Annotated in this window: 28 protein-coding genes; 11 read left to right on the forward strand and 17 right to left on the reverse strand. The window is 63.6% G+C overall.

Features of this window, described 5'->3' with window-relative positions; translation table 11 throughout:
• From FGK64_RS12585 to rsmA, 3 genes are read left to right on the forward strand one after another with little or no spacing between them, the layout of a single operon-like run.
• Entirely contained in the window at positions 1-1,254 is a 1,254-nt protein-coding gene (locus tag FGK64_RS12585; RefSeq protein WP_246057747.1) for a peptidylprolyl isomerase, read from the forward strand.
• Positions 1,251-2,222 carry a 4-hydroxythreonine-4-phosphate dehydrogenase PdxA gene (pdxA, locus tag FGK64_RS12590; protein ID WP_138864120.1) on the forward strand — a complete coding sequence of 324 codons (972 nt, stop codon included), beginning with the start codon at positions 1,251-1,253 and terminating at the stop codon, positions 2,220-2,222. The genes FGK64_RS12585 and pdxA overlap by 4 nt, the downstream gene beginning before the upstream one ends.
• Positions 2,219-3,064, forward strand: coding sequence for a 16S rRNA (adenine(1518)-N(6)/adenine(1519)-N(6))-dimethyltransferase RsmA (gene rsmA / locus FGK64_RS12595; protein ID WP_138864121.1), 846 nt, complete (start codon positions 2,219-2,221; stop codon positions 3,062-3,064). The genes pdxA and rsmA overlap by 4 nt, the downstream gene beginning before the upstream one ends.
• Positions 3,065-3,225: 161 nt before the next feature.
• On the opposite strand, the gene FGK64_RS12600 is transcribed toward rsmA, so the two are convergent.
• The 3 genes from FGK64_RS12600 to prfA all read right to left on the reverse strand — a co-directional run bounded on the left by FGK64_RS12600 (position 3,226) and on the right by prfA (position 5,987).
• Positions 3,226-3,876, reverse strand: coding sequence for a DUF4167 domain-containing protein (locus FGK64_RS12600; protein WP_138864122.1), 651 nt, complete (start codon positions 3,874-3,876; stop codon positions 3,226-3,228).
• A gap of 222 nt (positions 3,877-4,098) precedes the next feature.
• Positions 4,099-4,941: a peptide chain release factor N(5)-glutamine methyltransferase gene (gene prmC, locus FGK64_RS12605; RefSeq protein WP_138864123.1), complete on the reverse strand. Its 843-nt coding sequence runs from the start codon at positions 4,939-4,941 to the stop codon at positions 4,099-4,101.
• The gene (prfA, locus tag FGK64_RS12610) at positions 4,938-5,987 is read right to left on the reverse strand and encodes a peptide chain release factor 1 (RefSeq protein WP_138864124.1); all 1,050 of its coding nucleotides are present in this window, start codon (positions 5,985-5,987) and stop codon (positions 4,938-4,940) included. The genes prmC and prfA overlap by 4 nt, the downstream gene beginning before the upstream one ends.
• 61 nt (positions 5,988-6,048) lie before the next feature.
• Here prfA and FGK64_RS12615 point away from each other — a divergent pair, with 61 nt between their 5' ends.
• Entirely contained in the window at positions 6,049-6,336 is a 288-nt protein-coding gene (locus FGK64_RS12615) for a hypothetical protein (protein ID WP_138864125.1), read from the forward strand.
• Here FGK64_RS12615 and FGK64_RS12620 read toward each other — a convergent pair.
• The 4 genes from FGK64_RS12620 to FGK64_RS12635 are packed head-to-tail and all read right to left on the reverse strand — an operon-like array spanning position 6,274 to position 9,824.
• The gene (locus tag FGK64_RS12620) at positions 6,274-6,678 is read right to left on the reverse strand and encodes a DUF1499 domain-containing protein (RefSeq protein ID WP_138864126.1); all 405 of its coding nucleotides are present in this window, start codon (positions 6,676-6,678) and stop codon (positions 6,274-6,276) included. The two genes, FGK64_RS12615 and FGK64_RS12620, sit on opposite strands and share 63 nt — an antisense overlap.
• Positions 6,679-6,736: 58 nt before the next feature.
• Positions 6,737-7,687, reverse strand: coding sequence for an agmatinase (gene speB / locus FGK64_RS12625; RefSeq protein WP_138864127.1), 951 nt, complete (start codon positions 7,685-7,687; stop codon positions 6,737-6,739).
• Complete coding sequence (gene speB, locus FGK64_RS12630; protein WP_138864128.1) at positions 7,684-8,655, reverse strand: agmatinase; 972 nt, start codon at positions 8,653-8,655, stop codon at positions 7,684-7,686. Before speB (FGK64_RS12630) ends, speB (FGK64_RS12625) begins: the two co-directional genes overlap by 4 nt.
• A complete protein-coding gene (locus tag FGK64_RS12635; RefSeq protein ID WP_138864129.1) occupies positions 8,655-9,824 on the reverse strand; it encodes a M20 aminoacylase family protein in 1,170 nt (389 codons plus the stop codon). Before FGK64_RS12635 ends, speB (FGK64_RS12630) begins: the two co-directional genes overlap by 1 nt.
• A gap of 64 nt (positions 9,825-9,888) precedes the next feature.
• Between FGK64_RS12635 and mazG the strand changes: the two genes are divergently transcribed.
• Positions 9,889-10,707, forward strand: coding sequence for a nucleoside triphosphate pyrophosphohydrolase (mazG, locus tag FGK64_RS12640; RefSeq protein ID WP_138864130.1), 819 nt, complete (start codon positions 9,889-9,891; stop codon positions 10,705-10,707).
• Here mazG and FGK64_RS12645 read toward each other — a convergent pair.
• Positions 10,704-11,582, reverse strand: a complete 879-nt coding sequence (locus FGK64_RS12645) for a hypothetical protein (protein ID WP_138864131.1) — start codon at positions 11,580-11,582, stop codon at positions 10,704-10,706. The two genes, mazG and FGK64_RS12645, sit on opposite strands and share 4 nt — an antisense overlap.
• 118 nt (positions 11,583-11,700) lie before the next feature.
• On the opposite strand from FGK64_RS12645, the gene FGK64_RS12650 reads away from it, so the two are divergent.
• Positions 11,701-12,150 (forward strand): GNAT family N-acetyltransferase, encoded by a 450-nt coding sequence (locus FGK64_RS12650; protein ID WP_138864132.1) that lies wholly within the window; start codon positions 11,701-11,703, stop codon positions 12,148-12,150.
• A 147-nt stretch (positions 12,151-12,297) separates the two neighbouring features.
• Positions 12,298-12,573, forward strand: a complete 276-nt coding sequence (locus tag FGK64_RS12655; protein WP_138864133.1) for a glucose-6-phosphate isomerase — start codon at positions 12,298-12,300, stop codon at positions 12,571-12,573.
• A gap of 133 nt (positions 12,574-12,706) precedes the next feature.
• On the opposite strand, the gene FGK64_RS12660 is transcribed toward FGK64_RS12655, so the two are convergent.
• Complete coding sequence (locus FGK64_RS12660) at positions 12,707-13,453, reverse strand: hypothetical protein (protein WP_138864134.1); 747 nt, start codon at positions 13,451-13,453, stop codon at positions 12,707-12,709.
• Between the two features lie 180 nt (positions 13,454-13,633).
• Positions 13,634-14,908, reverse strand: a complete 1,275-nt coding sequence (gene eno, locus FGK64_RS12665; RefSeq protein WP_138864135.1) for a phosphopyruvate hydratase — start codon at positions 14,906-14,908, stop codon at positions 13,634-13,636.
• Positions 14,909-15,054: 146 nt separating this feature from the next.
• On the opposite strand from eno, the gene FGK64_RS12670 reads away from it, so the two are divergent.
• The gene (locus tag FGK64_RS12670; RefSeq protein WP_138864136.1) at positions 15,055-16,119 is read left to right on the forward strand and encodes an AbrB family transcriptional regulator; all 1,065 of its coding nucleotides are present in this window, start codon (positions 15,055-15,057) and stop codon (positions 16,117-16,119) included.
• Here FGK64_RS12670 and FGK64_RS12675 read toward each other — a convergent pair.
• On the reverse strand, positions 16,116-16,529 hold the full coding sequence (locus FGK64_RS12675) for a Fur family transcriptional regulator (RefSeq protein ID WP_138864137.1): 414 nt from the start codon (positions 16,527-16,529) through the stop codon (positions 16,116-16,118). The two genes, FGK64_RS12670 and FGK64_RS12675, sit on opposite strands and share 4 nt — an antisense overlap.
• Positions 16,530-16,904: 375 nt before the next feature.
• On the opposite strand from FGK64_RS12675, the gene FGK64_RS12680 reads away from it, so the two are divergent.
• On the forward strand, positions 16,905-18,245 hold the full coding sequence (locus FGK64_RS12680; RefSeq protein WP_246057748.1) for a DEAD/DEAH box helicase: 1,341 nt from the start codon (positions 16,905-16,907) through the stop codon (positions 18,243-18,245).
• 47 nt (positions 18,246-18,292) lie between these two features.
• Here the strand turns inward: FGK64_RS12680 and FGK64_RS12685 are convergent, their stop codons facing one another.
• From FGK64_RS12685 to FGK64_RS12705, 5 genes are all read right to left on the reverse strand, one after another.
• A complete protein-coding gene (locus FGK64_RS12685) occupies positions 18,293-18,538 on the reverse strand; it encodes a hypothetical protein (protein WP_138864138.1) in 246 nt (81 codons plus the stop codon).
• Between the two features lie 200 nt (positions 18,539-18,738).
• Positions 18,739-19,947, reverse strand: coding sequence for a beta-ketoacyl-[acyl-carrier-protein] synthase family protein (locus tag FGK64_RS12690; RefSeq protein ID WP_138864139.1), 1,209 nt, complete (start codon positions 19,945-19,947; stop codon positions 18,739-18,741).
• A 25-nt stretch (positions 19,948-19,972) separates the two neighbouring features.
• On the reverse strand, positions 19,973-20,230 hold the full coding sequence (locus tag FGK64_RS12695; protein ID WP_138864140.1) for an acyl carrier protein: 258 nt from the start codon (positions 20,228-20,230) through the stop codon (positions 19,973-19,975).
• A gap of 33 nt (positions 20,231-20,263) precedes the next feature.
• Positions 20,264-21,358 carry a UDP-3-O-(3-hydroxymyristoyl)glucosamine N-acyltransferase gene (gene lpxD, locus FGK64_RS12700; RefSeq protein ID WP_138864141.1) on the reverse strand — a complete coding sequence of 365 codons (1,095 nt, stop codon included), beginning with the start codon at positions 21,356-21,358 and terminating at the stop codon, positions 20,264-20,266.
• Between the two features lie 31 nt (positions 21,359-21,389).
• The gene (locus FGK64_RS12705) at positions 21,390-23,003 is read right to left on the reverse strand and encodes a L,D-transpeptidase family protein (RefSeq protein WP_138864142.1); all 1,614 of its coding nucleotides are present in this window, start codon (positions 23,001-23,003) and stop codon (positions 21,390-21,392) included.
• Positions 23,004-23,344: 341 nt separating this feature from the next.
• Between FGK64_RS12705 and mepK the strand changes: the two genes are divergently transcribed.
• The gene (gene mepK, locus FGK64_RS12710; RefSeq protein WP_138864143.1) at positions 23,345-23,914 is read left to right on the forward strand and encodes a peptidoglycan L,D-endopeptidase MepK; all 570 of its coding nucleotides are present in this window, start codon (positions 23,345-23,347) and stop codon (positions 23,912-23,914) included.
• 62 nt (positions 23,915-23,976) lie between these two features.
• On the opposite strand, the gene aroQ is transcribed toward mepK, so the two are convergent.
• Entirely contained in the window at positions 23,977-24,420 is a 444-nt protein-coding gene (gene aroQ, locus FGK64_RS12715) for a type II 3-dehydroquinate dehydratase (RefSeq protein WP_138864144.1), read from the reverse strand.
• A 216-nt stretch (positions 24,421-24,636) separates the two neighbouring features.
• On the opposite strand from aroQ, the gene FGK64_RS12720 reads away from it, so the two are divergent.
• A complete protein-coding gene (locus tag FGK64_RS12720) occupies positions 24,637-25,899 on the forward strand; it encodes an imelysin family protein (protein WP_138864145.1) in 1,263 nt (420 codons plus the stop codon).
• The last annotated feature ends 46 nt before the right edge of the window (positions 25,900-25,945 follow it).

Raw genomic sequence — 25,945 nt, forward strand, 5'->3', positions numbered from 1 at the left:
ATGACACATCTGATCGGGCGCAGCCGGCCCTTGGCCAAGTTTCTTGCCACCACCCGTCGCGCGGGTGTTGCCGCCGTGGCGATGGTTGCACTGGCCGCGCCGGTTGCGGCGCAGAACTTGTTCGCCCCGGCGCTGACCGTGAACGACGATGTCATCACCAACTACGAACTCGTCCAGCGGACCAATTTCCTGACGATTCTGCGCGCGCCCGGCGATCCGGCCGAACTGGCCCGTCAGCAACTGATAGACGACCGCCTGCGCAATCAGGTCACAACCGAGGCCGGGATCGAGGTCACTCCCGAACAGGTCAAGGCCGGGGTCGAGGAATTCGCATCGCGCACCAACCTGTCCGCCGAAGCCCTGTTGCAGGCCGTAGGCCAGGAAGGCATCGCGCCCGAAACCGTGCGCGACTTCGTGCGCGGCAGCTTGGCGTGGCGGCAATATGTGCGCGACAAATACATCAACCAGGCCCGCCCCAGCCGGGCCGAGATAGACCGCGCGGTTGCGCAGGGTCCGCAGCCGGGTGTGCGCGTTCTGCTCTCCGAAGTCATCATCCCGATCACGCCGGAAACTGCCGATCAGGTCGAGGCGCTTGCCCGTGAAATCGCGGCGCTGCGCAGCTATGACGCCTTTTCAGACGCCGCACGCCAATTCTCTGCATCGGACACACGTAACAACGGTGGCCGCCTCAACTGGATTGCGCTGAACACGCTGCCACCGCAGCTTCAGCCGCTTCTGATCGACATGAATCCCGGAGATACCACCGCGCCGATCCCGCTGCCCAATGCGGTTGCGATCTTCCAGATGCGCGGCATTCAGGAAATCGTGCCGCCGACCCCGTCCTATTCCAGCATCGACTATGCCGCCTATTACATTCCCGGTGGCCGCTCGCCCGAGGCGCTGGCCCGGGCGGCTGCGCTGCGCGGACAGGTCGATCGCTGCGATGATCTTTACGGGATCGCGCAGGGCCAGCCCGAAAGCGTTCTGGACCGCGAAAGCCGCGCGCCGGGGCAGATACCCAGCGATATCGCGCTTGAGCTGTCCAAGCTGGACGTGGGCGAAGTGTCGACCGCGCTGACCCGATCGAACGGGCAGCAGCTGGTGTTCCTGATGCTGTGCAAGCGTACGGCCGCGGTAAATGCGGATGTCACACCCGAGGATGTCGAAGCGGCGCTGACTCAGCGCAAGCTGTCTGTCTTTGCTGAAAGCGAATTGGCCCAGCTGCGCGCGAACGCCCTGATCGTCGAGCAATGACGCAGGCGCCCATTGCGCTAAGCTGTGGCGAACCTGCGGGTATTGGGCCGGAAATCGCGGCCCGGGCGTGGGACGCGTTGCGCGACAGCTGCCCCTTTGTCTGGATCGGCGATCCCCGTCATCTGCCCGAGGGCACGCCGGTGGAGGTGGTCTCGGCTCCCGCCGACGCGATTGCGCTATCCGCGCGCGCGCTGCCCGTCCTGCATCACCCCTTTGCGGCCGCCGCCACACCCGGACAGCCCACCCCGGAAAACGCCGCCGGGGTCATTTCGGCCATCGAACGCGGTGTCGCGCTGGTTCAGTCAGGAGAGTGTGCAGCGATCTGCACTGCACCGATTCACAAGAAGGCGCTAATTGACGGCGCGGGGTTCGCCTATCCCGGCCATACCGAATTTCTGGCAGCACTTGCCGGGGTCGATCGTGTCGTGATGATGCTGGCCAGCGATCAGCTGCGCGTGGCGCCCGCCACGATCCACATTGCGCTGTCCGAGGTGCCCCGCTGCCTGACACCCGATGTGCTGCGCGACACCATCCGCATCACCCATGACGGGCTGCGCGCGCGGTTCGGCATTGCCGCCCCGCGGATCGCGGTTGCCGGGCTGAACCCCCACGCGGGCGAAGGCGGAGCCATGGGGCGAGAGGAACTTGACTGGATCGCGCCGCTGATCGACGAGATGCGCGCCGAGGGGCTGGATATTTCCGGCCCGAGACCGGCGGATACGATGTTTCACACTGCCGCGCGCGCCGGGTACGACGCAGCGATTGCCATGTATCACGATCAGGCGCTGATCCCGATCAAGACGCTGGATTTCGACCGGGGCGTGAATGTTACGCTGGGGTTGCCATTTGTGCGCACCTCCCCCGACCACGGCACCGCTTTCGACATTGCCGGACGTGGCATTGCCAATCCGACCAGCCTGATCGAGGCGCTGAAACTGGCGCAACGCATGGCGCAGGGGGCCGCATGAGCGCGATCGACAGCCTGCCGCCGCTGCGTGCGGTGATTGCCGAACACCAGCTTTCGGCGAAAAAGCAGCTGGGCCAGAATTTCCTGCTGGATCTGAACCTGACCGCCAAGATTGCGCGACAGGCGGGCGACCTTGCTGGTTGTGACGTGCTGGAAATTGGCCCCGGTCCCGGAGGGCTGACCCGAGGCTTGCTGGCCGAAGGCGCGCGCCGTGTTCTTGCGGTAGAGAAGGATGCGCGCTGCATCCCCGCGCTGGAGCAGATCGCCGCCGCCTACCCCGGCCGGCTGGAGGTGGTGCACGGCGATGCGCTGGAGATTGATCCGCTGTCGCGGCTGACGCCGCCGATCCGGATTGCGGCGAACCTGCCTTACAACGTGGGCACAGAGTTGCTGGTACGCTGGCTGACGCCAAAGGACTGGCCGCCGTTCTGGCAAAGCCTTACGCTAATGTTCCAGCGCGAAGTGGCGGATCGGATCGTGGCGGCGCCGGGTTCAAAGGCCTATGGCCGGCTGGCGATCCTGTCACAATGGCGCGCCGAGGCGCGGATCGTGATGTCGCTGCCGCCCGAGGCCTTCACGCCGCCGCCGAAGATCTCAAGCGCCGTTGTTCATCTGACCGCCCTGCCCGAACCGCGCTATCCCGCCGACGCCGCCGTGCTGTCGCGCGTTGTGGCCGCAGCCTTCAACCAGCGCCGCAAGATGCTGCGTGCGGCCCTGAAGGGGGTTACACCGGATGTGATCGGCTGTCTGGAACGCGCGGGCATCGACCCGACGGAACGGGCCGAGCAAGTCGATCTGGAACGGTTCTGCGCGCTTTCCCGCGAGGTGGCGAAGTCGCGCTGACAGTTTGGACCGCCCGCCCGTGCGGACAGATACGTCGAACCGCCAAGTGCCAATTTGCAGAAAACATGGGGGCTCTGCCCCCGTCCGCCTTGCGGACTCCCCCGGGATATTTTTACCCCGAAGAAGCAATAATGTCGGGGCCGGATGGACCCCGCGTGCGTTTACTCGGCGGCTTCTGCCGGGCCGCTCTCGTCCGAGGATTCGCCAGTATTTTCCTGAGACGGCTTGGCCGCTTTCGCCCGGCTTGGCTTTTCGCCCGGTTCTTTCGGCGCCTTGGGGGCCGCAGGTTTGCGGGCGCGGGGTTTGCGGGCGGGCTTGTCAGCCTTTTCGGCGATTTCAGCCGGCTTTTCGGCGCTCTCGGGCGTGGTGACAAGGTTCGAGTCGGACGTGTCTTCCGATGCAAGGTCGATCACGTCAGGCTGCGGTGAGGTTCCAGGATCCGAGGACTCTTGCGCACGCGCAGGCGCGTTGTCCTGCCGATCGTTGCGATCGCGGTCACGGTCACGTTCGGCCTGACGTTCGCGGTTCTGGCGTTCCTGTTCCTCGCGGCGCTGGTGGATTTCACGCTGGGCGCTGCTGAGCAGGCGAAGATAATGTTCCGCGTGCTGCTGAAAGTTTTCGGTTGCCACGCGGTCGTTCGACAATTGCGCGTCGCGGGCAAGCTGGTTGTACTTTTCGATAATCTGCTGTGGCGTTCCGCGCACCTTGCCTTCGGGGCCCGAGCTGTCGAACACGCGGTTGACAACGTTGCCGCCGGAATTCGGACGGTTGCGGTTGGATTTGGAACGCGAACGGGATTTAGATGATCTCATTGACTTGGTGTCAGCCTTATACTCGCTGTCGTGTGCTCCGCTTTCGCGCCTCTTGCGCTCTGATGATATCGCAGCTTCGACTTTTGGGCTTGGCGTCACCGGGAGCTGCAACAGCTCCACAACGGCGACGGGTACGAGAAACCATGTTCTTGTCCTTCTGACAAGGGCCTGTCGCGGATTTTCGCCATTTTTTGCTGGAAAGTACCGGATGGCCGACGCGGATCAGATCCGAGCGACGATAACCCTGTCACGACCGTCCAGATCATGCAGTACTGCAGGCGTTGCAAATCCGGCCTGTTCCAGCAAGGCGCAGACGGCGCGGGCCTGGGTGGGGCCGATTTCCAGCAGAAGCCGGCCGCCCGGGGCCAGATGGGGGCGCACCCCTGCGGCAATGCGGCGATAGGCGCCAAGGCCGTCGCCTTCGTCGGTCAGCGCAAGGCGGGGTTCATGCTCGCGCACGTCGCGCGACAGGCTGTCCCATTCATCCAGCGCGACATAGGGCGGATTCGAGACGATCAGATCGAATTGGCCTTTGATTTCGGCAAACCAGTCCGATTGGCGGATATCAGCACGGGCCTGGACATCGTGCAGCACGGCGTTGGCGCTGGCCTGGAGGCAGGCGGCTTCGGACAGGTCGACACCGATGCCGGTGACATCAAGCCGTTCGGCCAGCAGGGTCACAAGGATACAACCCGATCCGGTGCCCAGATCCAGCACGCGCGCAAAGGGCTCGGCCAGCGCCGCCTCGATCAGGGTTTCGGTTTCGGGTCGCGGGTCCAGCACCTCGGGACCGACCTTGAAGCGGCGGCCATAGAAGGCGCGTTCGCCAACAAGGTGCGACACCGGGACGCGCACGGCGCGCAGGGCAATCAGGCGGTCAAACCGCTCGGCGATGTCGTGGGTCAGCTCTTCCGGGGCGATCAGGGTGATCCGGGCGGCATCGATTCGGGCCGCGTGCGCCAGCAAAAGCCGAGCATCGCGGGCGGGCGAGTCGACTCCGGCAGCCCGCAGACGTGCAGCCGCCGCCGCAAGGGCCTGCCCTGCGGTCAGGGCGCCCGGGCTCACTGCCCCATGTCCGCAAGCATCCGCGCCTGACCGTCCGCGATCAGAGCGTCGATAATGTCGTCCAGATCGCCCTGCATCACCTGATCGAGTTTGTACAGCGTCAGGTTGATACGGTGATCCGTCATGCGGCCCTGCGGGAAGTTGTAGGTGCGGATCCGTTCCGACCGGTCACCGCTGCCAACCTGCGCCGCGCGGTTGGCCGAGCGTTCGCTGTCGACCCGTTGACGCTCCAGATCATAGAGCCGCGTCTTCAGCACCTGCATCGCAATCTCGCGGTTGCGGTGCTGGGATTTTTCCGAACTGGTCACGACCAGACCGGTCGGAATGTGGGTGATGCGCACTGCCGAATCGGTAGTGTTCACATGCTGCCCGCCCGCGCCCGAGCTGCGCATGGTATCGATGCGCAGGTCATTCGCGTCGATCTGGATATCCACGTCTTCGGCCTCGGGCAGCACGGCGACCGTGGCGGCCGAGGTATGGATGCGCCCGCCGCTTTCGGTGCTGGGCACGCGCTGGACCCGGTGCACGCCGCTTTCGTATTTCAGCCGGGCGAACACGTTGTCGCCCTTGATATGGGCGACCACCTCCTTGATGCCACCCAACTCGGTCGCCTGTTCCTCGATGATGTCGAGCGACCAGCCGCGCGCCTCGGCATAGCGGTGGTACATGCGCAGCAGGTCGGCCGCAAAAAGCGCGGCCTCGTCTCCGCCGGTTCCGGGGCGGATTTCAAGGATGGCGGGGCGCACGTCGGCCTCGTCGCGGGGCAGCAGCGCCAGTTGCAGGGCGTGTTCCACCTCTGGCAGGCGGGCACGCAGGCGCGGCAGCTCTTCCTCGGCCAGTTCCTTCATGTCGGGGTCGGCCAGCATCGCCTTGGCCTCGGCCATGTCGTCGCGCAGGGTGCGCCATTCACCGATCTGTTCGACAACCGGCTTCAGCGCGGAATATTCGCGCGCCAGCTTGGCAATATCGCCACGGCCATCGGACATGGCGGCCTCCAGATACTGGAAGCGTTGGAAAATCTGTTCAAGGCGCTCTTCGGGAACCATTTTTGCGGTGTCGGACAAACCGGCGCTTTGGTCAAGGCCCGGCGTGTGCTAGGATCGGGACATGACCCGCATCCTGGCCGCCTTTGCGCTGATCGCTTCGCCCGCTTGCGCCGATGTTGTCGGCCCCGGCGGCAAGGTCCAGGATTGCTTTTGCACCGATACCTCGGGCGCCCGGGTCGAGCTGGGCGAAACCATCTGCCTTCAGGTGGATGGGCGGATGTTCATGGCGCAATGCCAGATGTCGCTGAACGTGCCGATGTGGCGCGAGGTGCAGAAGGGGTGCCTGTCATCGCGCCTGCAAAGCCTGCAGCCATCCATCGACTCGGGCGGCATTCACCCCAAGGTCTGAGCTGCCGAACCGCTGGCGGGCATGTATGCGCACCACCGCATCCTGTTGCTCCACCGTGGTGAAATCGGGAAAGCCGATGATGGCCGAGCGGGTGATGTAGGTATAGCGCCCCTCGGTCAGAGAGCCGGCCAGAACGCGGGTGCGCGGCGTGGCGCGGGCGATCACGTCCAGCTGTTCCAGCGTGTCGGGGCCGGCGGGCAGCTCGCGCCATGTACCCGCGCGCGCCTGTTCGTCCAGCGGAATATGCCAATCGGCCGCGCGCGTCGGCACCAGCCGGACATAGCCCACGGCCACCACCACTACACACAGAACAATCCAGGCCAACATCAGGATCCGGCTCATACCCGTTTCACTTCGATCGCGGTCATTCCCTTCAAGATGGCAACCGCAATCCCGTTTGTCAGTGCGGCGTAACGCCCGGCAGGACGCACAGCAGTTCGTACAGCAGATTCGCGCCGGTCAGAGCCGTATTCCCGGAAGGGTCGTAGGGCGGCGAAACTTCGACCAAATCGCAGCCGACGATGTTAAGCCCCCGCAACGCACGGATCAATTGCAGCGCCTGTGGCGTGGTCAACCCGCCGATTTCGGGCGTGCCGGTGCCGGGCGCATAAGCCGGATCGAGGCTGTCGATATCGTAGGTGATATAAACGGGCCGTTCCGGGCCAATGTCGCGCCGGATTTCGGCGCCCAGCTGGTCCAGCCCACGGCCCCAGAGTTCATGGGCCTGGAACACCTGAAACCCCCAGCCCTGCGCCTCGGTGAAATCGGTGGCGGCATAGCCGGTGCCGCGCAGCCCGATCTGGTACACCTTGTCGGATTGCAGCAGCCCTTCTTCCTGCGCGCGGCGGAACACGGTGCCGTGGGTTTCCTTTTCGCCGAACATGTCGTCGTTCACATCGGCATGGGCGTCCACATGCACCAGCGCCACGGGGCCATGTTTGGCCGCGATGGCGCGCAGAATCGGCAGGGTGATCGAATGATCGCCGCCCATCGCCATCGGGATCAGATCGTGCTGAAGGATCGCCCCATAGGTTTCGCGGATGATGCGCAGGCTGTCGGCCAGCGAAAACGTGTTGATCGCCAGATCGCCAATGTCGGCCACTTGCAGATGATCAAACGGTGCAGCCCCGGTGGCCATGTTATAGGGCCGGATCATCGCGCTTTCGGCCCTGATCTGTTTCGGCCCGAACCGGGTGCCCGACCGCCACGAGGTGCCGATATCCATCGGAATGCCCAGGAACGCCACGTCCAGCCCGTCGAAAGACCGCGCCTGCGGCAGCCGCATGAAGGTGTTCGGCCCGGAAAACCGCGCCAGTTCGTTGCCGCTGATCGGCTGGTTGAACTCGCTCATGCCACGCCGCCTCGCATCCGGTGGCCCAGCAGGCACAGAATTTCCGTCGCCACATGGGCGCCCGCGATGGCGGTGGCGCCAGTGGTGTCAAAGGGCGGCGATACCTCGACCACATCGCCGCCTCGAATGTTGATGCCGGCGAGTGCCCGAAGGATCGCCGCCGCCTGCCAGCTGGCCAGCCCGCCCCAGACCGGCGTGCCGGTGCCGGGCGCGAAGGCCGGATCCAGCGCGTCGATATCGAAGGTCAGATAGGCGGGCGATTGCCCGACGATGGCGTGAACCTGCTGGGCCACCGCCTCGGGGGTGCTGCGGTGCACCTCGCGCGCGTCGATGATGGTGACGCCCAGCGGGTCTTCGTTCACCGTACGAATGCCGATCTGGACCGAGCGTGCAGGGTCCACGATGCCCGATTTCACCGCCTTGTAGAACATCGTGCCGTGGTCCACGCGAGTCATGTCGTCATCGGGCCAGGTGTCGGTATGAGCATCGAACTGGATCAGCGAGAGAGGCCCGTATTTCTCGGCCATGGCGCGCAGGATCGGAAAGCTGATGTAGTGATCGCCGCCCAGCGTCACCGGCGCCACGTCGGCGGCAAGAATCCCGGCGATATGGGCCTTCAGCCGCTCGGGGAAGGCGGGCACATCCGCGTAATCGAACGCCAGATCGCCGTAATCGACGATGGTGCGTTCCGCCAGAACGTCGAACTCCCAGCCATAGGGCGGATCGAACGCCTGCAACGCGCTTGCCTCGCGGATGGCGCGGGGGCCAAGCCGGGTGCCGGGCCGGTTCGTCACCGCCTGATCGAAGGGCACGCCGGTCACGGCGATATCGACGCCATTCAGATCCTTGGTATAGCGGCGGCGCAGGAACGACGTGGCACCGCCAAAGGCGTTCTCGAAACTCGCGCCGCGTGGGTCGTCCCGCGTAAAGGCCTGATCGACCTGGGTTTTCGCGTCTTCCAGTGCCATCAGCGCGCCGCCATCGGCTGGGCCCGTTCGACCAGCCGCGCAAACAGCGAAGCGCCGACCGGGGCGACATCGTCGTTGAAGTTGTACTCGGGGTGATGCAGCCCCGCGCTAGGCCCCTGCCCCAGGAACAGGTAGGCTCCGGGCCGCGCGTTCAACATATAGGCGAAATCCTCGGCCCCCATCTTGCGGGTGACATTGGCGTTCACGCGGGCGTCGCCCACCACTTCGCGCGCGATACTGGCCGCGAATTCCGTCGCCTTGGCGTCGTTGACCGTGGCGGGATAGCCGACCTCGTAGACCAGCTCGGCCGCGACACCGAAACTGGCGCCCTGCCCCTCGACGATCTGGGCCAGACGGTCGCGCACCATCTGCTGCACGACCGGATCGAAGGTGCGCACGGTGCCGTTGATATAGGCAGTATCGGGGATCACGTTGTCGGTGGTGCCCGCGTGAATCTGCGTGACCGAGATCACCAGATCATCCAGTGCATAGCTGTTGCGGCTCACGATGGTCTGGATGGCCTGTGCAATCGCGACGGCGGCCATGATCGGATCGCGAGTCATATGGGGCGCGGCGCCATGGCCGCCCTGCCCGCGAATATGGACGTGAAACGCGTCCACCGCCGCCATCACCGGCCCCGGCGCCGTCATCACGCTGCCCTCTTCCGCATTGGGCGTGTTGTGCATTGCAAAGACGCGGGCAATGTCGAACCGCTCCATCACGCCTTCCTGCACCATCAGCTCGGCCCCGCCGCCGGTTTCCTCGGCCGGTTGGAAGATCAGCGCGACCCGGCCCGCGAAATTGCGCGTCTCGGCCAGGTATTTCGCCGCACCCAGCAGCATCGCTGTATGCCCGTCATGGCCGCAGGCGTGCATCCGCCCCGGCGTGGCGCTGGCATAGGCCAGCCCCGTCGCCTCGACGATGGGCAGCGCATCCATATCGGCGCGCAGCCCGATGGTCGGCCCTTCGCCCTGCCCGTAGATGATCGCCACGATACCCGTCTTGGCAATGCCCCGGTGAATTTCGTCTACACCGAATTCGGCCAGCCGCGCCGCGACGAATTCCGCCGTTTCGTGACAGTCCTGCCCAAGCTCGGGATGTTGATGCAGATGTTGGCGCCACTGCGCCATATCGGTAGAAAATTCTGCAATCCGGTTGACAACGGGCATGTCTTGCAACTCCTTTGCCGGCCTGTCCATTGCTCCATCTGACACCGGAAAGGAGACGCCCGCAATGCCGGATGATGCCCTGATACATGATGCCACGGCCGGAATCGAACGCCTGCTGGAAATCATGCGCCGCCTGCGTGATCCCGAAACCGGATGCCCCTGGGATATCGAGCAGGATTTCGCTTCTATCGCGCCCTACACCATCGAAGAGGCCTACGAGGTCGCCGATGCCATCGAACGTTCAGACTGGACCGAGCTGGAGGGAGAGCTGGGCGATCTGCTGTTGCAGACGGTCTATCACACGCAGATGGGCGAAGAGGCCGGGCACTTCACCTTTCAATCGGTGGTGCGCGCGATTTCCGACAAGATGGTGGCGCGGCACCCGCATGTGTTCGGCGAGGACAGCCGCGACAAATCGGCCGAGGACCAGACCCGCGATTGGGAGCGCATCAAAGCGGCGGAACGGGCGGGCAAGGCGCAGGGCGGCACGCTGGATGGGGTGGCGCCGAACCTGCCTGCCCTGCTGCGCGCGCTGAAATTGCAGAAACGCGCTGCCCGTGTTGGCTTCGACTGGCCCGACGCCAGCCATGTGATCGACAAGATCCGCGAAGAAAGCGCCGAGCTGGTCGAGGCGCGCGATACGCTGGGTCCGGACGAGATCGAAGAGGAATTCGGCGACCTGTTGTTCGTGATGGCGAACCTTGGCCGCCACCTGGGGCTGGACCCTGAACAGGCCCTGCGCCGCGCCAATGCCAAGTTCACCCGCCGGTTCGAAGGTGTCGAGGCGCGGCTGGCCGCGATGGGCAAAACCCCGGCCCAGAGTGATCTGGCCGAGATGGACGCGCTGTGGGATGCGGTGAAAGCCGACGAGAAGGCCGGTTAGGCGAAGAGAACACCGGGCAGCGCGCGGATGCGATCCAGATCGGAGGCGTATCTGTCGTTCAAAACCCGTTTCTGATCTGCGGTAAGCACGGTCAGGCCAAGGTCACGCGTGTCTTGGGCGTGGTCTGCTATCACGGCCTGCCAGTCGGGCCGGGCCAGTGTCTCACCCGCGTGCAACCGCTTTTGCAGCGCCCGCAAGGCGGCGTCGGTGGCGCTGATGTTGATCTGGCGGTCGGGTTCGGCGAGGTCGTCGCGCGGCACCTCGGGCAGCAGGCGGTGCAGCAAGCCGCGGCTTTCCCCGCGCTGCGCATAATCCACCACGATCAGCCGTTCGGGGCGCAACCCGTCGCGCAGGGCGGTGATGATATCCGGCCAACCGCGATCCATCGCCATCAGGTGCTGGACGGTTTCGGAAAAAGGCGCGGCGGCGGTATCCTCGGCCCGTTTGCGCCAGGCCGAAACGTAAAGCCCCGCGTAGGGCCGCACCACCAGCAGCACGGCACGCGGCGGCGCCTCCAGCGCGCGGGCCAGCGTCGCGATGCGCTTTTCAGCCACCGGGTAAAACTGCCCGTGGCTGAAGTGCAGCATCCGGCCCACGATGTTTTCCTCGGACAGGATCAATGCGCGACCCGGGTCGGGCGAGAGCCTTTGAAGATGTCCGCGCAGATCTTCGGCGAACCCCGCAAGCCGGTTTTCGCCATGGCGCAACGCCGGAAGCCGCAGACGAAGCCGCCCGCGCGGCACCCCGTCACGCCCGGGATAGGCCACGTCAAATCCACGCGCAGCCAGCGTGTCACGGTTGTGATGCAGGCACGATTGGAACGAACTGCTACCCGTTCTGTGCGCGCCCGCGTGAATGTAGATCGCTTTGCTCATCGGCGCGACAATGCCCGGCAGCCGCAGCCACAGCAAGGCCCTGCGGCTGCATGGGTTGCATCCCCTGCCCCGCGTCCCTACCAAGGCGCCTCAATCCACTGCCCGACCGGAGCCGCCCATGACAACCGCCCTGCACCTGGCCAAAAGCGACGACCTGCCCAAGCTGTCGGCGCTGGTTGCTGCCTTTCACGCGGAATCCGGAATCGAGATCAGCGACGAGGCGCGAACCAATGGTCTGGCCCCGCTGCTGAACGGGATCCCGCATGGGGCGGCCTATCTGCTTGGCCCCGCCCGGGCGCCGGTGGGCTACGTGATTGTCTCCTTCGGCTGGTCTGTGGAATTCGGCGGCATGGACGGCTTCGTTGACGAGCTGTATCTGCGCCCCGCCGTGCGCGGGCGTGGCATTGCAACCGAGGTTTTGCTGGCGCTGCCCAAGGCGCTGGCCGAAGCCGGGATGAAGGCGATTCATCTGGAGGTGGCCGCAGACAATGCCACGGCACAGTCGCTTTACGAGCGTACCGGTTTTCGAACCCGCGATGGCTATCGGCTTATGACACGGGTGCTCTGACACCGTTTGGCAGGTTCCTGCCGTCTTGGACATTCTTTCTGGAACCCGAAACGGACACGCAGCGTTTGCCCCTCAGTCCGCAGGCGCATGGCGCAACGCGGCCAAGCGTCCTGACACGGGACGGGGAACAAGAATTGGAGACAGAGAATGAAAACCACCATCATCAGCCTGCTTGCCGGATCCGCCATGTTTCTGTCGGCCTGTGACACGATGACAGCCGATCAGCGCACCGTTGCAGGCGTGGCCGGGGGCGCCGCAGCCGGGCTGATCGCCGCCGACGTGCTGGAGGCCGATGACGATTGGACGCTGATCGCGGCCTTGGGTGGCGCGGCAGCCGGCACAATGGTTGCTCAGAACTCGGCGAGCCGTACCTGTGCTTATTCGCGTGGCGACGGCACCTATTACACGGCGCCTTGCGCATAATAGAGGCCGTATCGGGGGGGCTCTGCCCCCACCCCTTGCGGGGTTCCCCCGGGATATTCGGCCCCAAAGAATGCCCGAAATTGATGAACGCCGGCGCAGGATATCGCGTCGGCGTTTTCGTATTCGTGCAAGATCAGATCAGCCCGGTGCTATGCATGGAAAACGCCACCGTCCCAAGCGCGATAGCCAGGGCTGTCAGGATCAGCGTGTTCCAGCGACGTCCTTGCCGTTTGAGAGCGATAGCGGATTGGTTGCTTGCTTTGATATCAGACATGGAAAAGCCCGAGTGGGCCATAACCAGAGCCGCCTGCGCCGGATCGGACGGCTCGGGAAAGCTGTCTGGCACGGCGGCCGGTCTACCCCGATGCGGTTGGAACAGCGTGTCGGGAATCGCAAAGGGCGCGGCACTCCGGCGCCAGCCACGGGCCCGTGCCTTGGTGCGCGCGATTTCAAATGCGGTGAGCGCACTGCGCAGTTCACCTGCGCTGAGTTCGAGGCGACTTGGATCAAGCTGGCTACATGCGATCCGGCCTGCGAGCGTGGTCAGCGACATTTCCAGTGCGGCGTGGCCGCTGCCGAGGCGTGTTTGTTCCGATCGCGCACCAAAATAGGGATAGTGGCGAAACAATTTCCAGAACAGCAACCTGGCATTGGCACTGTCGAGCGACGGATGCGTGGCAAGGCGAATCCCGATCTCTCGATCCAGCGTCGCCGGGTCGAACGTGCGGCTTCGCAGGTAATGCATCCACAGGCTTTGCGGCTGCGCGTCGAGCCAGGCAAGAATGGCCTTTACCGCAAGGTCCCGACGGCCTGATACCTGCGACAGATCTGCCGATTTCGGAGTAAGGCCATAATCGTCAAATGGAAAATCGAGGGACATTTACCAAGGAACCGTCATGAAATTGACCCAAGGGCATCCCGGGCCGTGCCCAGTGGCCTGCCGTTAAAATGCGGCAATTTCGTGTCAACAACGCGAGATTCCATGCCACTTGCACGGATTTTCATGCAAGTCGCATGGAAATCCGTGCAAGGATGAAAATAGGCGGGTCCCCGTGCCCGCTTAGCGGAGGATCGAGCGGCCCGCGTAGATGGCGCTTTCGCCAAGCGCTTCTTCAATGCGGATCAGCTGGTTGTATTTGGCCAGCCGGTCCGAGCGCGCCAAGGAGCCGGTTTTGATCTGGCCACAATTGGTGGCAACCGCCAGATCCGCAATCGTCGCATCCTCGGTTTCGCCGGAGCGATGGCTCATCACGTTGGTATAGCGGGCGCGATGCGCCATTTCGACCGCGCGCAGCGTTTCCGAGAGCGAGCCGATCTGGTTCACCTTGACCAGCATCGAGTTGGCGCAGCCGCGCTCGATTCCCATTGCAAGGCGCTCCGGGTTGGTGACGAACAGATCGTCGCCGACCAGCTGCACCTTGTTGCCCAGCCGGTCGGTCAGCGCCTTCCAGCCGTCCCAATCGTCTTCGCTCATCCCGTCCTCGATCGAGATGATCGGGTAGTCGGCGACCAGCGCGGCGAGGTAGTCGGCGTTTTCCTCGGGGCTGAGTGTTTTGCCTTCGCCGGACAGGACGTATTTGCCGTCCTTGAAGTATTCCGTTGCCGCGCAATCCAGCGCGAGGTGGATGTCATCGCCCGGTGTGTACCCAGCCTTTTCGATCGAGCGCAGGATGAAATCCAGCGCGTCGCGGGTGCTGCCAAGTTCGGGAGCAAAGCCACCTTCGTCGCCCAGGCCCGTCGACATGCCCGCAGCCGAGAGTTCCTTTTTCAGCGTGTGAAACACCTCGGACCCCATGCGCACGGCATCGCGGATCGTGTCGGCGGCCACCGGCATGATCATGAATTCCTGGATGTCGATCGGGTTGTCGGCATGTTCGCCGCCGTTGATGATGTTCATCATCGGCACCGGCAACACGCGGGCCGACGTGCCGCCCACATAGCGATAAAGCGGCTGGGTCGTGAAATCGGCCGCCGCCTTCGCCACGGCCAGCGACACGCCAAGGATCGCGTTGGCGCCCAGACGGCCCTTGTTGTCGGTCCCGTCCAGCTCGATCATCGCAGCGTCGATGGATTCCTGCTCGGTCGCGTCGAACCCGGCCAGGGCCTCGGCGATTTCGCCGTTCACGGCGGCCACGGCTTCGAGCACGCCTTTCCCCATATAGCGGGATTTGTCGCCATCGCGCTTCTCCACCGCCTCATAAGCGCCGGTTGACGCCCCCGACGGCACGGCAGCGCGGCCCATGGTGCCGTCTTCCAGGATCACGTCGACCTCGACGGTGGGATTGCCCCGGCTGTCAAGGATTTCGCGGGCGTGAATATCGATGATCGTGCTCATGGTACGTCCTTGGTTTTAAAGGTTCCCCAGCCTCTTACCCAGCGCATCGCGGCAGGGAAAGGGGGGCATCGAGACGTTAGCGCCGAAACAAAGCATGACTTGCGCATATAGTTGCGAAAGGCACGCGGCGGTGATAGCAGAGCACCATGATTTCGGGAAAATTTGCCGCCGACCTGCGCGTGACCGCGCTGACCCTGGCGATTGGCGCTTTGGGGGCTGCAATCGGCACCTGGGCGCATATTCCGGTGCCGTTGCTGCTGGGGCCGGCCTGTGCCGTCAGCATCGCGGCGTTGGCGCAAGTGCGCGTCGGACTGGCTGACTGGCTGCGCAACTGCTGTTTCGTGGTGCTGGGGCTAAGTATCGGGGCCGGGCTCGACAGCGACGCCGGAGCCGCGATTGTGCGCTGGCCGCTGGCCTTCGTGGCGCTGTTCATCTCGCTCATGATTACGCTGTTCCTGTGCAAATGGGTGCTGGTGCGGGTCTTTGGTTTTGATGCGCGCTCGGCGGTGCTGGCCTCGGCGCCCGGGCACCTCAGCTTCGTGATGAGCCTTGCAGCGGATTCGGGGGCCGATATCGGGCGGGTTGCCGTGGTGCAGGCCATCCGGATCCTGGCGCTGACGCTGATCGTGCCGTTTCTGGCGCTGGCGCTGGGGCTGCGCGTTGATGCGCTCGGGGCGATTGGATCGGCACCGCCGATGGGGGTGATCCAGCTGGTGGTTATGGTCGTGGTGGGTGTGGCTGCGGGGCTGGTGTTTCGCCGGTTGCGTCTGCCTGCGCCGCTGCTTCTGGGGCCGATGGCCGTTTCAGGGGTGGGACACCTGACCAACGTCGCTCCGGGGACGATGCCGGTTGAACTGGTGACGCCCGCCTTTCTGGTGCTTGGCACGCTGATCGGCGCGCGCTTTGCGGGCATGACCCTGCGCAGCCTGCGGGAATCGGCCTTGGCCGGGTTGGCGGCTACGGTGATTTCCGCAGCCGTCGCGCTGGCGGCGGCCTTGCCCGTGGCGGCTGCATTGGGCTTTCCCGTGGCGCACGTGCTGACCGCATTCGCGCCCGGCGGGCTGGAGACGATGATTGCGCTGGGCACTGCGCTGGGGGCCAGCCCCGGATTCGTTGCGGCCTGCCATGTGCTGCGACTGTTGATGCTGACGGTGCTTATTCCACTCAGCCATGCGCGCAGCAACCGGACCGGCGCAGCACCGCAGGCTTAGGACTTCTTGATCGGCACGCCGTACAGCTCCATCCGGTGACCGCGCAGGTGATATCCCAGCTTGGCGGCGATCTTTTCCTGCAAGGCCTCGATCTCTGGATCGACAAATTCGATCACCTCGCCGGAATGCATGTCGATCAGATGGTCGTGATGGTCACGTTCCGCATCTTCGTAACGCGCCCGCCCGTCGCCAAATTCCAGCCGCTCCAGAATCCCGGCCTCTTCGAACAGCTTGACGGTACGATAGACGGTGGCGATGGAAATCGCCGAATCCAGCTTGCTGGCGCGCGCATACAGCTCTTCCACGTCGGGGTGGTCGCTGCTGTCCTCCAGAACCTGCGCAATGGTGCGCCGCTGGCCGGTCATGCGCAGGCCCTTCGCCTCGCAGCGTGCGATGATTGATTCCGCCATGTCCCGTCCGTCCGTGATTCAGGGTTTTCGGTTTACCGTGAACAGGGCCATCCTGCCAGCGGGTTTTCCCGCAACGCAAGCCCGGCCTGCAGCCAGAACGGTTGACTTTTGCACGCGCAGCATTCACATGGAGGCCAACACTGGTTTCGTGCCGCGTGAGCTGCGACATTTCCGGGCCGATGGCCCTTGCCCCGAAACGGGGCCGTCCGAACCAGTATCATAGACGACCTGTTCCCAAAATCACGCGTGGGGCAAAGCGCCGATCCGGCCAGAGCGGCACCCTGCCCTCAGGCCCGAGGAGACGCGCCCCCAATCGCCCGCCATATCGGTCGGGCCAACCGGCGTTGTTTGCGTCGGACAGACAAAGGAAAGACTTTGAGCGACTTTGACATGATGGGCCTGCCCGCGAAACTGGTGGCGCGCCTTGCCGCCATGGGCATTGCCGAACCGACGCCGATCCAGGCGCAATCCATTCCGCACGCGCTGAACGGGCGCGATGTGATGGGCCTTGCCCAGACAGGCACGGGCAAAACGGCCGCATTCGGTGTGCCACTGGTGGCGCGGATGCTGGAATACGGCAAGAAACCTGAAAAACACACCGTGCGGGGTCTGATTCTGGCACCCACGCGCGAATTGGCCGGGCAGATTTCAGTGCATCTGCGCGGCCTGTGCGAAGACACCCCGATGAAGGTGGGCATGGTCGTGGGCGGCCAGTCCATCGGCGCCCAGATCAAGCGCCTGGAACGCGGCACCGACATTCTGGTCGCCACCCCGGGCCGCCTGATCGACCTGCTGGAGCGCAACGCGCTAACACTGGAATCCTGCGATTTCCTGGTGCTGGACGAAGCCGACCAGATGCTGGACCTTGGGTTCATCCACGCGCTGCGCAAGATCGCGGAAATGCTGCCCAGCGAACGCCAGACCATGCTGTTTTCGGCCACGATGCCCAAGCAGATGAACGAACTGGCGCAAAGCTATCTGAAAAGTCCGATCCGCATCGAGGTCTCGCCTCCGGGCAAGGCGGCCGACAAGGTGACGCAGGCAGTGCATTTCATCGCCAAGGCGGAAAAGACTTCGCTGCTGATCGAGCTGCTGGATACCCACCGGGATGAACTGGCGCTGGTCTTCGGCCGCACCAAGCACGGGTCGGAAAAGCTGATGAAGACGTTGGAATCGAAAGGCTTTGCCGCCGCCTCGATCCACGGTAACAAAAGCCAGGGCCAGCGTGATCGCGCGCTTGCCGCGTTCCGCGCGGGCGATATCAAGGTGCTGGTGGCGACCGATGTGGCCGCGCGCGGGCTGGACATTCCCGATGTGAAGCACGTCTACAACTTTGACCTGCCCAATGTGCCGGAAAACTATGTACACCGGATCGGGCGTACCGCACGTGCGGGCCGGGATGGGGCGGCGATTGCCTTCTGCGCACCGGATGAAATGGGCGAGTTGAAGGCCATCCAGAAGGTCATGGGGATCACCATTCCCGTCGCCTCGGGCCGTGCATGGGAACCGATGGAGGAGGCTAAGCCTGCCGGGCGTCGCGCCGGGCCGTCACGCCGCCGCCCCGGAGGCAAACCCGGTCAGAAACAAGGCCAAGGACAGAACCGCGGTGGGGGTAAGCCCGCCCATGCAGGTGGAAAGCCTGCGGGGGCAAATGCCGGCGCGAAATCCGGCCGTCCGCGTCGCGCCAAATCGAACCGGGGCCGCTCGGCCGCGTAGAATACTTGCACCGCCCCTGCCTTATGGCCGGGGCGGTTGCAGCCCGATTAGAAGGCCGCGTTGGTCAGCCCTGTGGCATCGCCCAGAACTTCCAACGTATCGGGATGCACCTTCAGTACGCGGTTTTCCACCTCGTAGTACCGCCAGTAGCCATCAATCGGCGGCAGGCCGTAGTAGCTGCGGTTCATCAGCATATAGTATTGCCCGCGCGGCAGATGATCGCCCACGTCATAGCGGGGTGAGGTCGATACGGCTTCGACCGTCTTGACCCCGGACGTTGACGAAAGAGCCATTCCGCAACCAGCACCCGTCGCAGCCGTGAGACAGTCGGCTTGGGCTGCGGTTGCGGCAATGACGAAAAACGATGCGATCGAGACAGACCTGAACATGATACTCGTACCTTTCCTGACACCCTCATGAGCGAATTCTTGCCACATGAGTCAGGAATGGAACGCGGGTCAGGTCATCGGGTTCCCGCCAAAACTTAACAAAATCAGATCCGGCGCAGCGCCAGCACAGCATTTAGCCCGCCAAAGGCAAAGGCGTTCGAAAGGCAGACAGATACGTCCGCTTCGCGCGCCTCGTTCGGTACAACATCCAACGCGCATTCCGGATCGGGTTCTTCGTAGCCAATTGTCGGGGCGATCACCCCGTCGCGCAGCGCCATGATGCACGCCAGAAGTTCGACCGCGCCGGTGCCGCCGATCAGGTGGCCGTGCATCGACTTGGTGGACGAAATCATCAGCCGGTCGGCATGGGGGCCGAACACATCGGCCACGGCGGCGCATTCCGTCTTGTCGTTGGCGGCGGTACCGGTGCCATGGGCGTTGATGTACCCCACACTGTCGCGGTTCACACCCGCATCGGCCAGCGCCCCGGCCATGGCCCGCGCCGCGCCCTGTTTTGACGGCATCACGATGTCTGCCGCATCCGAGGACATGGCAAACCCGATCACCTCGCAGAGAATCTCGGCGCCACGCGCACGGGCGCGTTCGTATTCCTCGAACACAAAGACCCCGGCGCCTTCGCCCTGCACCATGCCGTTGCGGCCAAGGCTGAACGGGCGGCAGGCGTCTTTCGACATCACCCGCAGCCCTTCCCACGCCTTGACCCCGCCAAAGCACAGCATCGATTCCGACCCGCCGGTGATCATCGCGGGCGCCATGCCCGAGCGCACCATCGCGAACGCCTGCGCCATCGCGTGGTTCGAGGACGCACAGGCCGTCGACACCGTGAACGTCGGGCCCTTGAGGTTGTATTGCATCGAAACGTGGCTGGCGGCGGCGTTGTTCATCAGCTTGGGCACCACAAAGGGATGCACGCGGTTTTTGCCGTCCTCATAGACGCTGCGGTAATTGTCATCCCAGGTGCTGACGCCGCCCCCGGCGGTGCCCAGCACCACGCCCGAGCGCGCCGCCAGATCGCCGTGGAACTCCAGCCCGGACTGGGCAATCGCCTCTTCCGCCGCGCAAAGCGTGAACTGGGTAAACCGATCATACAATGTCATCTGCTGGCGGTTGAACCGGCCTTCGGTTTCAAAATCGCGCACCTGACCGCCGATCTTGATCGCCAGACGGTCTACATCGCGAAACTCCAGCGGGCCAATGCCGCACCGGCCTTCGCGCATCGCCTCAAGCGTTTGTGGCACGTCATGACCCAGGGCGTTGATTGTCCCTGCGCCGGTAATCACAACTCTTTTCATTGCCGTCCCGAACCGCCTGTGGCGATCACGCCTTTTCCGCCATCAGGGATTGGATGCCCCCGACAATCGCCGCCACATTGGAGATATCGAAATCGCCCGACGACGGGTCGTTTGCGTTGAAGGGGATCGAAATGTCGAACTCCTCTTCAATGGCAAAGATGCTTTCAACCAGGCCAAGGCTATCGATGCCGAGGTCTTCCAGCGTGCTGTCCATGGTGACGTCAGATGGCTCCAACACCGCCTGTTCGGCGATGATGGCGATGACACGGTCCTGAATGCTCATCCCCAAGCTCCCGTTGTGTTGCCTGATGCCGATTTAATCACTCGGACCGTCTTTGGAAACCGCCTTTTTCTTGAGCGCATCGACGTCGCGCGCAAGACGCGGCAGGCGGCGGCTGGCCTTGTACATTTCGGTATGGGTGTCCATTTTCACCGCCGGAAAGCCCATCATCACGCGCCCGTCCGGCACGTTCGACAGGATCTTGGTGCCTCCCGTCGCAATCACGCTGTTGCCGATCTTGAGGTTGTCCGACACACCGGCCTGACCGCCCAGCACGACATTGTCGCCCAGCACGGTAGACCCGGCGATCCCGGCCTGGCCGCACAACAGGCAGTCACGCCCAATGCGAACGTTATGGCCCACATGAACCTGGCTATCCAGCTTGCTGCCGGACCCGATCACCGTGTCGCGGATGGTGCCGCTGTCGATGGTCACCAGCGCGCCAACCTCGACATCGTCCCCGATTGTGACGGCGCCAAGCGAATGGATACGCGCCCAGGCCTGAGCCGCCGCATCACCCTGATCACCCAGAGTCTTGCGGGCCATTTCAACCCCCGACACTTCTGGCGTGACAAAGGAAAACCCGTCGCCTCCGATCACCGCGCCCGGTTGGGCGATGAACCGCGCGCCAATGGTGCAACGCGCGCCGATGCTGACCTTGTCACGCAGATAGGCGTTTGGCCCGATGCGCGCACCTTGGCCAATGAAGCACTGCGGCCCGATAACCGATCCTTCGCCAATTTCAACTTGAGCGCCGATCACCGTAAACGGCCCGACGCTGACGCCGGGGGCAATCGTGGCGGTCGTGTCGATGACCGCCGAGGGGTGGATTCCCTCTCCAAAGCCTTGCCCGGGGTCCAGCTTGGCCGTCAGACCCGACATTGCCATGCGCGGGCGCGGCGCAAAGATCGCCGCCTTAAGCCCCAGCGCCTGCCAATCTGCGCCCTGCCACAGCATCGCCGCCCGGGCCGCACCCAGCGCCAGTTTTTCGGCATAGGCCGGGGTCGAGGCCAGCGCCAGATCGGTCGGCCGGGCATCTGCCGGTTCGGCAGCGCCGGTGATGGTGATCGACGTGTCACCCGCCGCCTGCGCGCCAAGTGCCTCTGCGATCTGTTGAACGGTAAAACTCATGGCAAGGCCCCGCTTGTTACGGGGCCCAGCGTTACCCGCGAACCGCCGAGAGTTCCACCCCTGCGCGGTTCAGCGCCTCCCAGATCTTGGCATCACGCCCGTAAACATCGCGGCGGAATTCCGCGCGGCCCTTGGGCGAAATCAGCGCCGTGCGATAGATCAGATGCACCGGCAGCGGAGTCACCAGATCGATCTTGGTTTCCCGACCAGTTTTCAGGACGCGCTGGAAATATCCTTTCGGATCAGCTTCCTGCTTCGCCAGCAGCGCGTAGGCAAAATCGAACGGATCAGCCAGACGGATACAGCCGTGCGAATATGCGCGGGTTTCGCGTGCGAACAGGTTTTTCGCAGGCGTATCATGCAGATAGATGTTGTACTTGTTGGGGAACATGAACTTCACCAACCCCAGGGCATTGCTGTTGCTGGGCGCCTGACGCATCGAAAACGGGAAATTCCGCGCCGAGAATTGCGTGAAATCCGTGTTCGCGCGATCCACCTGCCGGCCATAGCGGTCGGTGATGATCAGGTGGCGATTGGAATTCGGGTTCCGCTGCAATTGCGGCAGATATTCCTTGGTGATGATCGAGCGCGGAACATGCCAGCTCGGGTTCACGATCATATGTTCCATCGTGTCCGAGAATTCGGGGCTGCGCCGGTCGGGCCGGTTCATTCCGATCACCGAACGGGTGCGGAATGTCACCTCGCCATGGTCGATGATCTTGGCGGTGAAATCGGCAAGGTTCACAAGGATGTGGCGTTCGCCCCGGTCCATGTTGGTCCAGCGTTCCCGTTCCATCGCGACGAGCACGGATTTCAGCCGTTCCTCGGGCGAAACGTTGATTTCCTCGATGGTGCCGTCACCGGCCACGCCATCGGTTTCAAGCCCATGCGCCTGCTGAAATTCCATCACGGCGCGCTGCATCGCCGGGTCGTAATCGCGCGAGGGGCTGCGTTCCAGATAGCCCATGGCGATCAGCCGGTTGCGCAGCGCCACGACACCCGCGCCACTGTCGCCCGGCTCCATCTTGCCGCCAGGCACACGCGGGCCCCAGCTGCCATTCGCGACCGTCTGCTGGAGTTTCAGGCGTTCCTTCACCAGCATACGATATTCCATGCTGGTGGGCGGCAGCGCGCGGAACACGGCGCGGGGTTCACCTTCAGCAAGGCCGCGCAGAAGCGTGGCGCCGTCGCGGTATTCGACCTTGCGCACAAGGCCCGGATCAATCTCGATCGGGGTCAACATGCCCGACTGCACGTCGCGGGCATACCGCAGAAAGGCTTTGCTCAGCGCAACTTCGACCATACCGATATCGCGCGTGGTATGCGCCTCGCGCATCTGGCGCATCAGCCCGGCCACATCGTAGCGCCCCGCCGGAAGCCCATGAACTTCGACATTTTCCAGGGCGTCGATCAGCGCCGCGCGCCGTGCGCGAAATTCCGCGCCCTCGCCTGTCCACAACGCGGCATAGTTGACGGAACGGTAATATTCACCCACCGCATCGACGCCCGCAGCAGCCTCGGCCACCGCCTGTTTATAGGCCGTCACCTGCGCCGAAACCGGCGTGCCAGAGAGCCCCGCAATCACGGCAAGCACCGAAGCAAGGCCAAGGCCCCGCCGCACGGCTGTTGTCAGTTTTGTGGGCATAAGTCTGGCCTTCCTCAATATGTCGTATCACTGCGCGGAAATTCGCCTTTGAAACCAAAATTCCGTTATCACGAAGAACTGTCTATTCACAATTCTGTAGGGGCACAAATTTTCCGTTAATGTCTGGCGCGGGTGTTGCGGTTCCATCGCACCGGCGCAAAATCGGGCAGGATTGGCAAGAACTTGCCGAAAATCGATTGTTCCTAAAACACGATCAATTCCGGTGTTGGCGGAAAATTCATGCTATGCAATATACAAGGCACATCTGGGGATGGATGTAACAATGCGTGTGCAACGTCGCACGCAGGCAGGACTAACAGCGTACGGGACAACGCAGACCAATGACATCAGATTCGCAAGCGGGTTTATCCCGCCGCGCCCTTCTGGGTGCCTTCGCCGCAACAGCCCTCACCGCAGCTCCAACGTTTTCGAAGGCCGCCGGGTTCCTTCGGGGTGGTGGCGATATTCGCCGCATCCGCATGTATTCGGGCCGCACCGGCGAACGGATCGACATGGTGTACTGGATCGAAGGCAAATACATCAAAGATGCCTGCAAGGAGATCACGCATTTCATGCGCGACTGGCGCAATGACCTGCATATGGACATCGACCTGCGCACCATCGACATCATGACCGCCGCGCACAACCTGATGGATGTCAGCGAACCCTACATGCTGTTGTCGGGCTATCGCAGCCCGCAAACCAACGCGATGCTTCGGTCACGCTCGCGCGGGGTTGCCAAGAATTCCCTGCATATGAAGGGCCAGGCGGCCGACCTGCGGCTCGCCTCTCGGTCGGTCGGGCAGATGGCGCGTGCAGCATCGGCCTGCCATGCGGGCGGTGTGGGCAGCTATTCCCGCTCGAACTTCGTCCACATGGATTGCGGCGTCGTCCGCAGCTGGGGCGGCTAAACCACCCAACCGCCAAGCGTGCTCACGTTGGCCTGCCCGGGCCTGCGGCATCCCCTGCGCGCTTAATCGTCCGTTCCAAGCTGCCGCAGGATGTGCCGGATCGCCGCGGCATATCCTTCAATCCCCAACCCGGCGATCACCCCATCCGCCCGGAGCGATACGTAAGAGTGGTGCCGGAATGTTTCACGCTTGTGAACATTTGACAGGTGCACCTCGATCACGATCCCCTCAAAAGCGTTGAGCGCGTCCAGAATAGCAACCGAGGTATGTGTGAATGCCCCGGGGTTGATGACAATGGCACAGCCATCCTGCCGCGCGGCGTGAATCGTGTCGATCAGCGCGCCTTCGTGGTTCGACTGGAACGCCATCAGCTCAAGCCCGTCGGGCAGCAACGCGCGGCAGGCGCTTTCGACATCGTCCAGCGTGTCATAGCCGTAAATCTCGGGCTGGCGCTGCCCCAGCAGGTTCAGGTTCGGCCCGTTCAGCAGGTAGATGGTTTCGCTCATATCGGCACTCCCCCGTTGCGTTCTTCTTACCTTGTGCCACGCCCATGCCACGCCGCCAAGCGCCGAGGTAACAGCGCACAGGCAACAGGCACCGTACGGTGGATTAAAGACTTAGTGATATTGTCGGAATTGACTTACCCCAGCAAATAAGTCAGGTATGCGGGAAATCCGGAGCGCTGCCTCCGGCCCCCTTTCCGACCGAATACTGGAGTTTCCATGCGCCGCGCCCTTCTTGCCTCGTCCACCGCCCTGACCCTTGTTGCGGGGGCCGCGCTTGCCGCAGACAAATCCGCCATCGTCACCACCTACGCCGATATTGCCGCCGCGAAATACGCCGACAGCCTGGCCACCGCACAAACCCTGAAATCCGCGATTCAGGCGCTGGTCGAGTCGCCCTCGGACGATACTCTGAAAGCGGCCCGCGCTGCCTGGATCGACGCGCGCGTGCCCTATCAGCAGACCGAGGTGTACCGTTTCGGCAACCCGATCGTGGACGACTGGGAAGGCAAGGTGAACGCGTGGCCGCTGGACGAGGGGCTGATTGATTATGTCGATGCCTCCTACGGTGGTCCGACCGATGCCAACGAACTGGCGGCGCTGAACATCATCGCCAACCCCGCGATCACCATCGCCGGAACCGAAGTGGACGCCAGCACGATCACCCCCGAGCTGATCGCCGAGACCCTGAACGAGGCAGACGGGATCGAAACCAACGTGGCGCGCGGCTATCACGCCATCGAATTCCTGCTGTGGGGCCAGGATCTGAACGGCACCAAGGCCGGTGCGGGCGATCGCCCCTTTACCGATTACGCGCAGGGTGACGACTGCACCAACGGCAACTGCGACCGCCGGGCCGCCTATCTTCTGGCCGTGACCGAACTGTTGGTGGCCGATCTGGAGGAGATGGCCGCCGCGTGGTCCGAAGGCGGCGAGGCGCGCGCCGCAGTCACCGAAAACCCCGATCAGGGCATCGTCGCGATGCTGACCGGCATGGGCAGCCTGTCTTATGGCGAACAGGCGGGCGAACGGATGCGTCTGGGCCTGATGCTGAACGACCCCGAGGAAGAACACGACTGTTTCTCGGACAACACCCACAACAGCCACTACTACGACGGGCTGGGCGTGCAGAATGTCTATCTTGGCGCCTATACGCGCCCGGATGGGACGATGATCAAAGGCGCGTCACTGGCCGATCTGGTGGCCGAAACCGATTCATCGCTGGACGACGAGATGCGCGCCAAGCTTGACACCACCATGCAGGCGTTGGGTGACATCAAATCGGCGGCCGAGGGCGGATTTGCCTATGACATGATGCTGGAACAGGGCAACGCCAAAGGCGAGGCGCTGGTGATGGGCGGCGTCAACGGGCTGATCGACCAGACCCGTACAATCGAGCGCATCGTGACGGCGCTCGACCTGAACCAGATCGCGTTCGAAGGCTCTGACAGCCTCGATAACCCCACGGCCGTGTTCGAATAAAACTCTCCTCCCTGGCCAGCGATCCCCGCTGGCCGCCCTACCTGAA

This window comes from Arenibacterium halophilum, from assembly GCF_005938225.1.
In the GTDB taxonomy this organism is placed as follows: Bacteria; Pseudomonadota; Alphaproteobacteria; order Rhodobacterales; family Rhodobacteraceae; genus Arenibacterium; species Arenibacterium halophilum.

Coding starts and splice junctions, on each gene's coding strand:
- pdxA (WP_138864120.1), top strand. CDS start 1,251: ATGACGCAGGCGCCCATTGCGCTAAGCTGTGGCGAACCTGCGGGTATT.
- FGK64_RS12670 (WP_138864136.1), top strand. CDS start 15,055: ATGATTTCGGGAAAATTTGCCGCCGACCTGCGCGTGACCGCGCTGACC.
- lpxD (WP_138864141.1), bottom strand. CDS start 21,358: ATGAGTTTTACCGTTCAACAGATCGCAGAGGCACTTGGCGCGCAGGCG.
- speB (WP_138864127.1), bottom strand. CDS start 7,687: ATGAGCGAGTTCAACCAGCCGATCAGCGGCAACGAACTGGCGCGGTTT.
- FGK64_RS12650 (WP_138864132.1), top strand. CDS start 11,701: ATGACAACCGCCCTGCACCTGGCCAAAAGCGACGACCTGCCCAAGCTG.
- aroQ (WP_138864144.1), bottom strand. CDS start 24,420: ATGAGCGAAACCATCTACCTGCTGAACGGGCCGAACCTGAACCTGCTG.
- FGK64_RS12690 (WP_138864139.1), bottom strand. CDS start 19,947: ATGAAAAGAGTTGTGATTACCGGCGCAGGGACAATCAACGCCCTGGGT.
- FGK64_RS12635 (WP_138864129.1), bottom strand. CDS start 9,824: ATGCCCGTTGTCAACCGGATTGCAGAATTTTCTACCGATATGGCGCAG.
- FGK64_RS12620 (WP_138864126.1), bottom strand. CDS start 6,678: ATGAGCCGGATCCTGATGTTGGCCTGGATTGTTCTGTGTGTAGTGGTG.
- FGK64_RS12615 (WP_138864125.1), top strand. CDS start 6,049: ATGACCCGCATCCTGGCCGCCTTTGCGCTGATCGCTTCGCCCGCTTGC.
- FGK64_RS12660 (WP_138864134.1), bottom strand. CDS start 13,453: ATGTCCCTCGATTTTCCATTTGACGATTATGGCCTTACTCCGAAATCG.
- FGK64_RS12720 (WP_138864145.1), top strand. CDS start 24,637: ATGCGCCGCGCCCTTCTTGCCTCGTCCACCGCCCTGACCCTTGTTGCG.
- rsmA (WP_138864121.1), top strand. CDS start 2,219: ATGAGCGCGATCGACAGCCTGCCGCCGCTGCGTGCGGTGATTGCCGAA.
- FGK64_RS12685 (WP_138864138.1), bottom strand. CDS start 18,538: ATGGCTCTTTCGTCAACGTCCGGGGTCAAGACGGTCGAAGCCGTATCG.
- prfA (WP_138864124.1), bottom strand. CDS start 5,987: ATGGTTCCCGAAGAGCGCCTTGAACAGATTTTCCAACGCTTCCAGTAT.
- mepK (WP_138864143.1), top strand. CDS start 23,345: ATGACATCAGATTCGCAAGCGGGTTTATCCCGCCGCGCCCTTCTGGGT.
- FGK64_RS12655 (WP_138864133.1), top strand. CDS start 12,298: ATGAAAACCACCATCATCAGCCTGCTTGCCGGATCCGCCATGTTTCTG.
- FGK64_RS12675 (WP_138864137.1), bottom strand. CDS start 16,529: ATGGCGGAATCAATCATCGCACGCTGCGAGGCGAAGGGCCTGCGCATG.
- mazG (WP_138864130.1), top strand. CDS start 9,889: ATGCCGGATGATGCCCTGATACATGATGCCACGGCCGGAATCGAACGC.
- FGK64_RS12600 (WP_138864122.1), bottom strand. CDS start 3,876: ATGAGATCATCTAAATCCCGTTCGCGTTCCAAATCCAACCGCAACCGT.
- FGK64_RS12645 (WP_138864131.1), bottom strand. CDS start 11,582: ATGAGCAAAGCGATCTACATTCACGCGGGCGCGCACAGAACGGGTAGC.
- speB (WP_138864128.1), bottom strand. CDS start 8,655: ATGGCACTGGAAGACGCGAAAACCCAGGTCGATCAGGCCTTTACGCGG.
- FGK64_RS12585 (WP_246057747.1), top strand. CDS start 1: ATGACACATCTGATCGGGCGCAGCCGGCCCTTGGCCAAGTTTCTTGCC.
- FGK64_RS12695 (WP_138864140.1), bottom strand. CDS start 20,230: ATGAGCATTCAGGACCGTGTCATCGCCATCATCGCCGAACAGGCGGTG.
- eno (WP_138864135.1), bottom strand. CDS start 14,908: ATGAGCACGATCATCGATATTCACGCCCGCGAAATCCTTGACAGCCGG.
- FGK64_RS12705 (WP_138864142.1), bottom strand. CDS start 23,003: ATGCCCACAAAACTGACAACAGCCGTGCGGCGGGGCCTTGGCCTTGCT.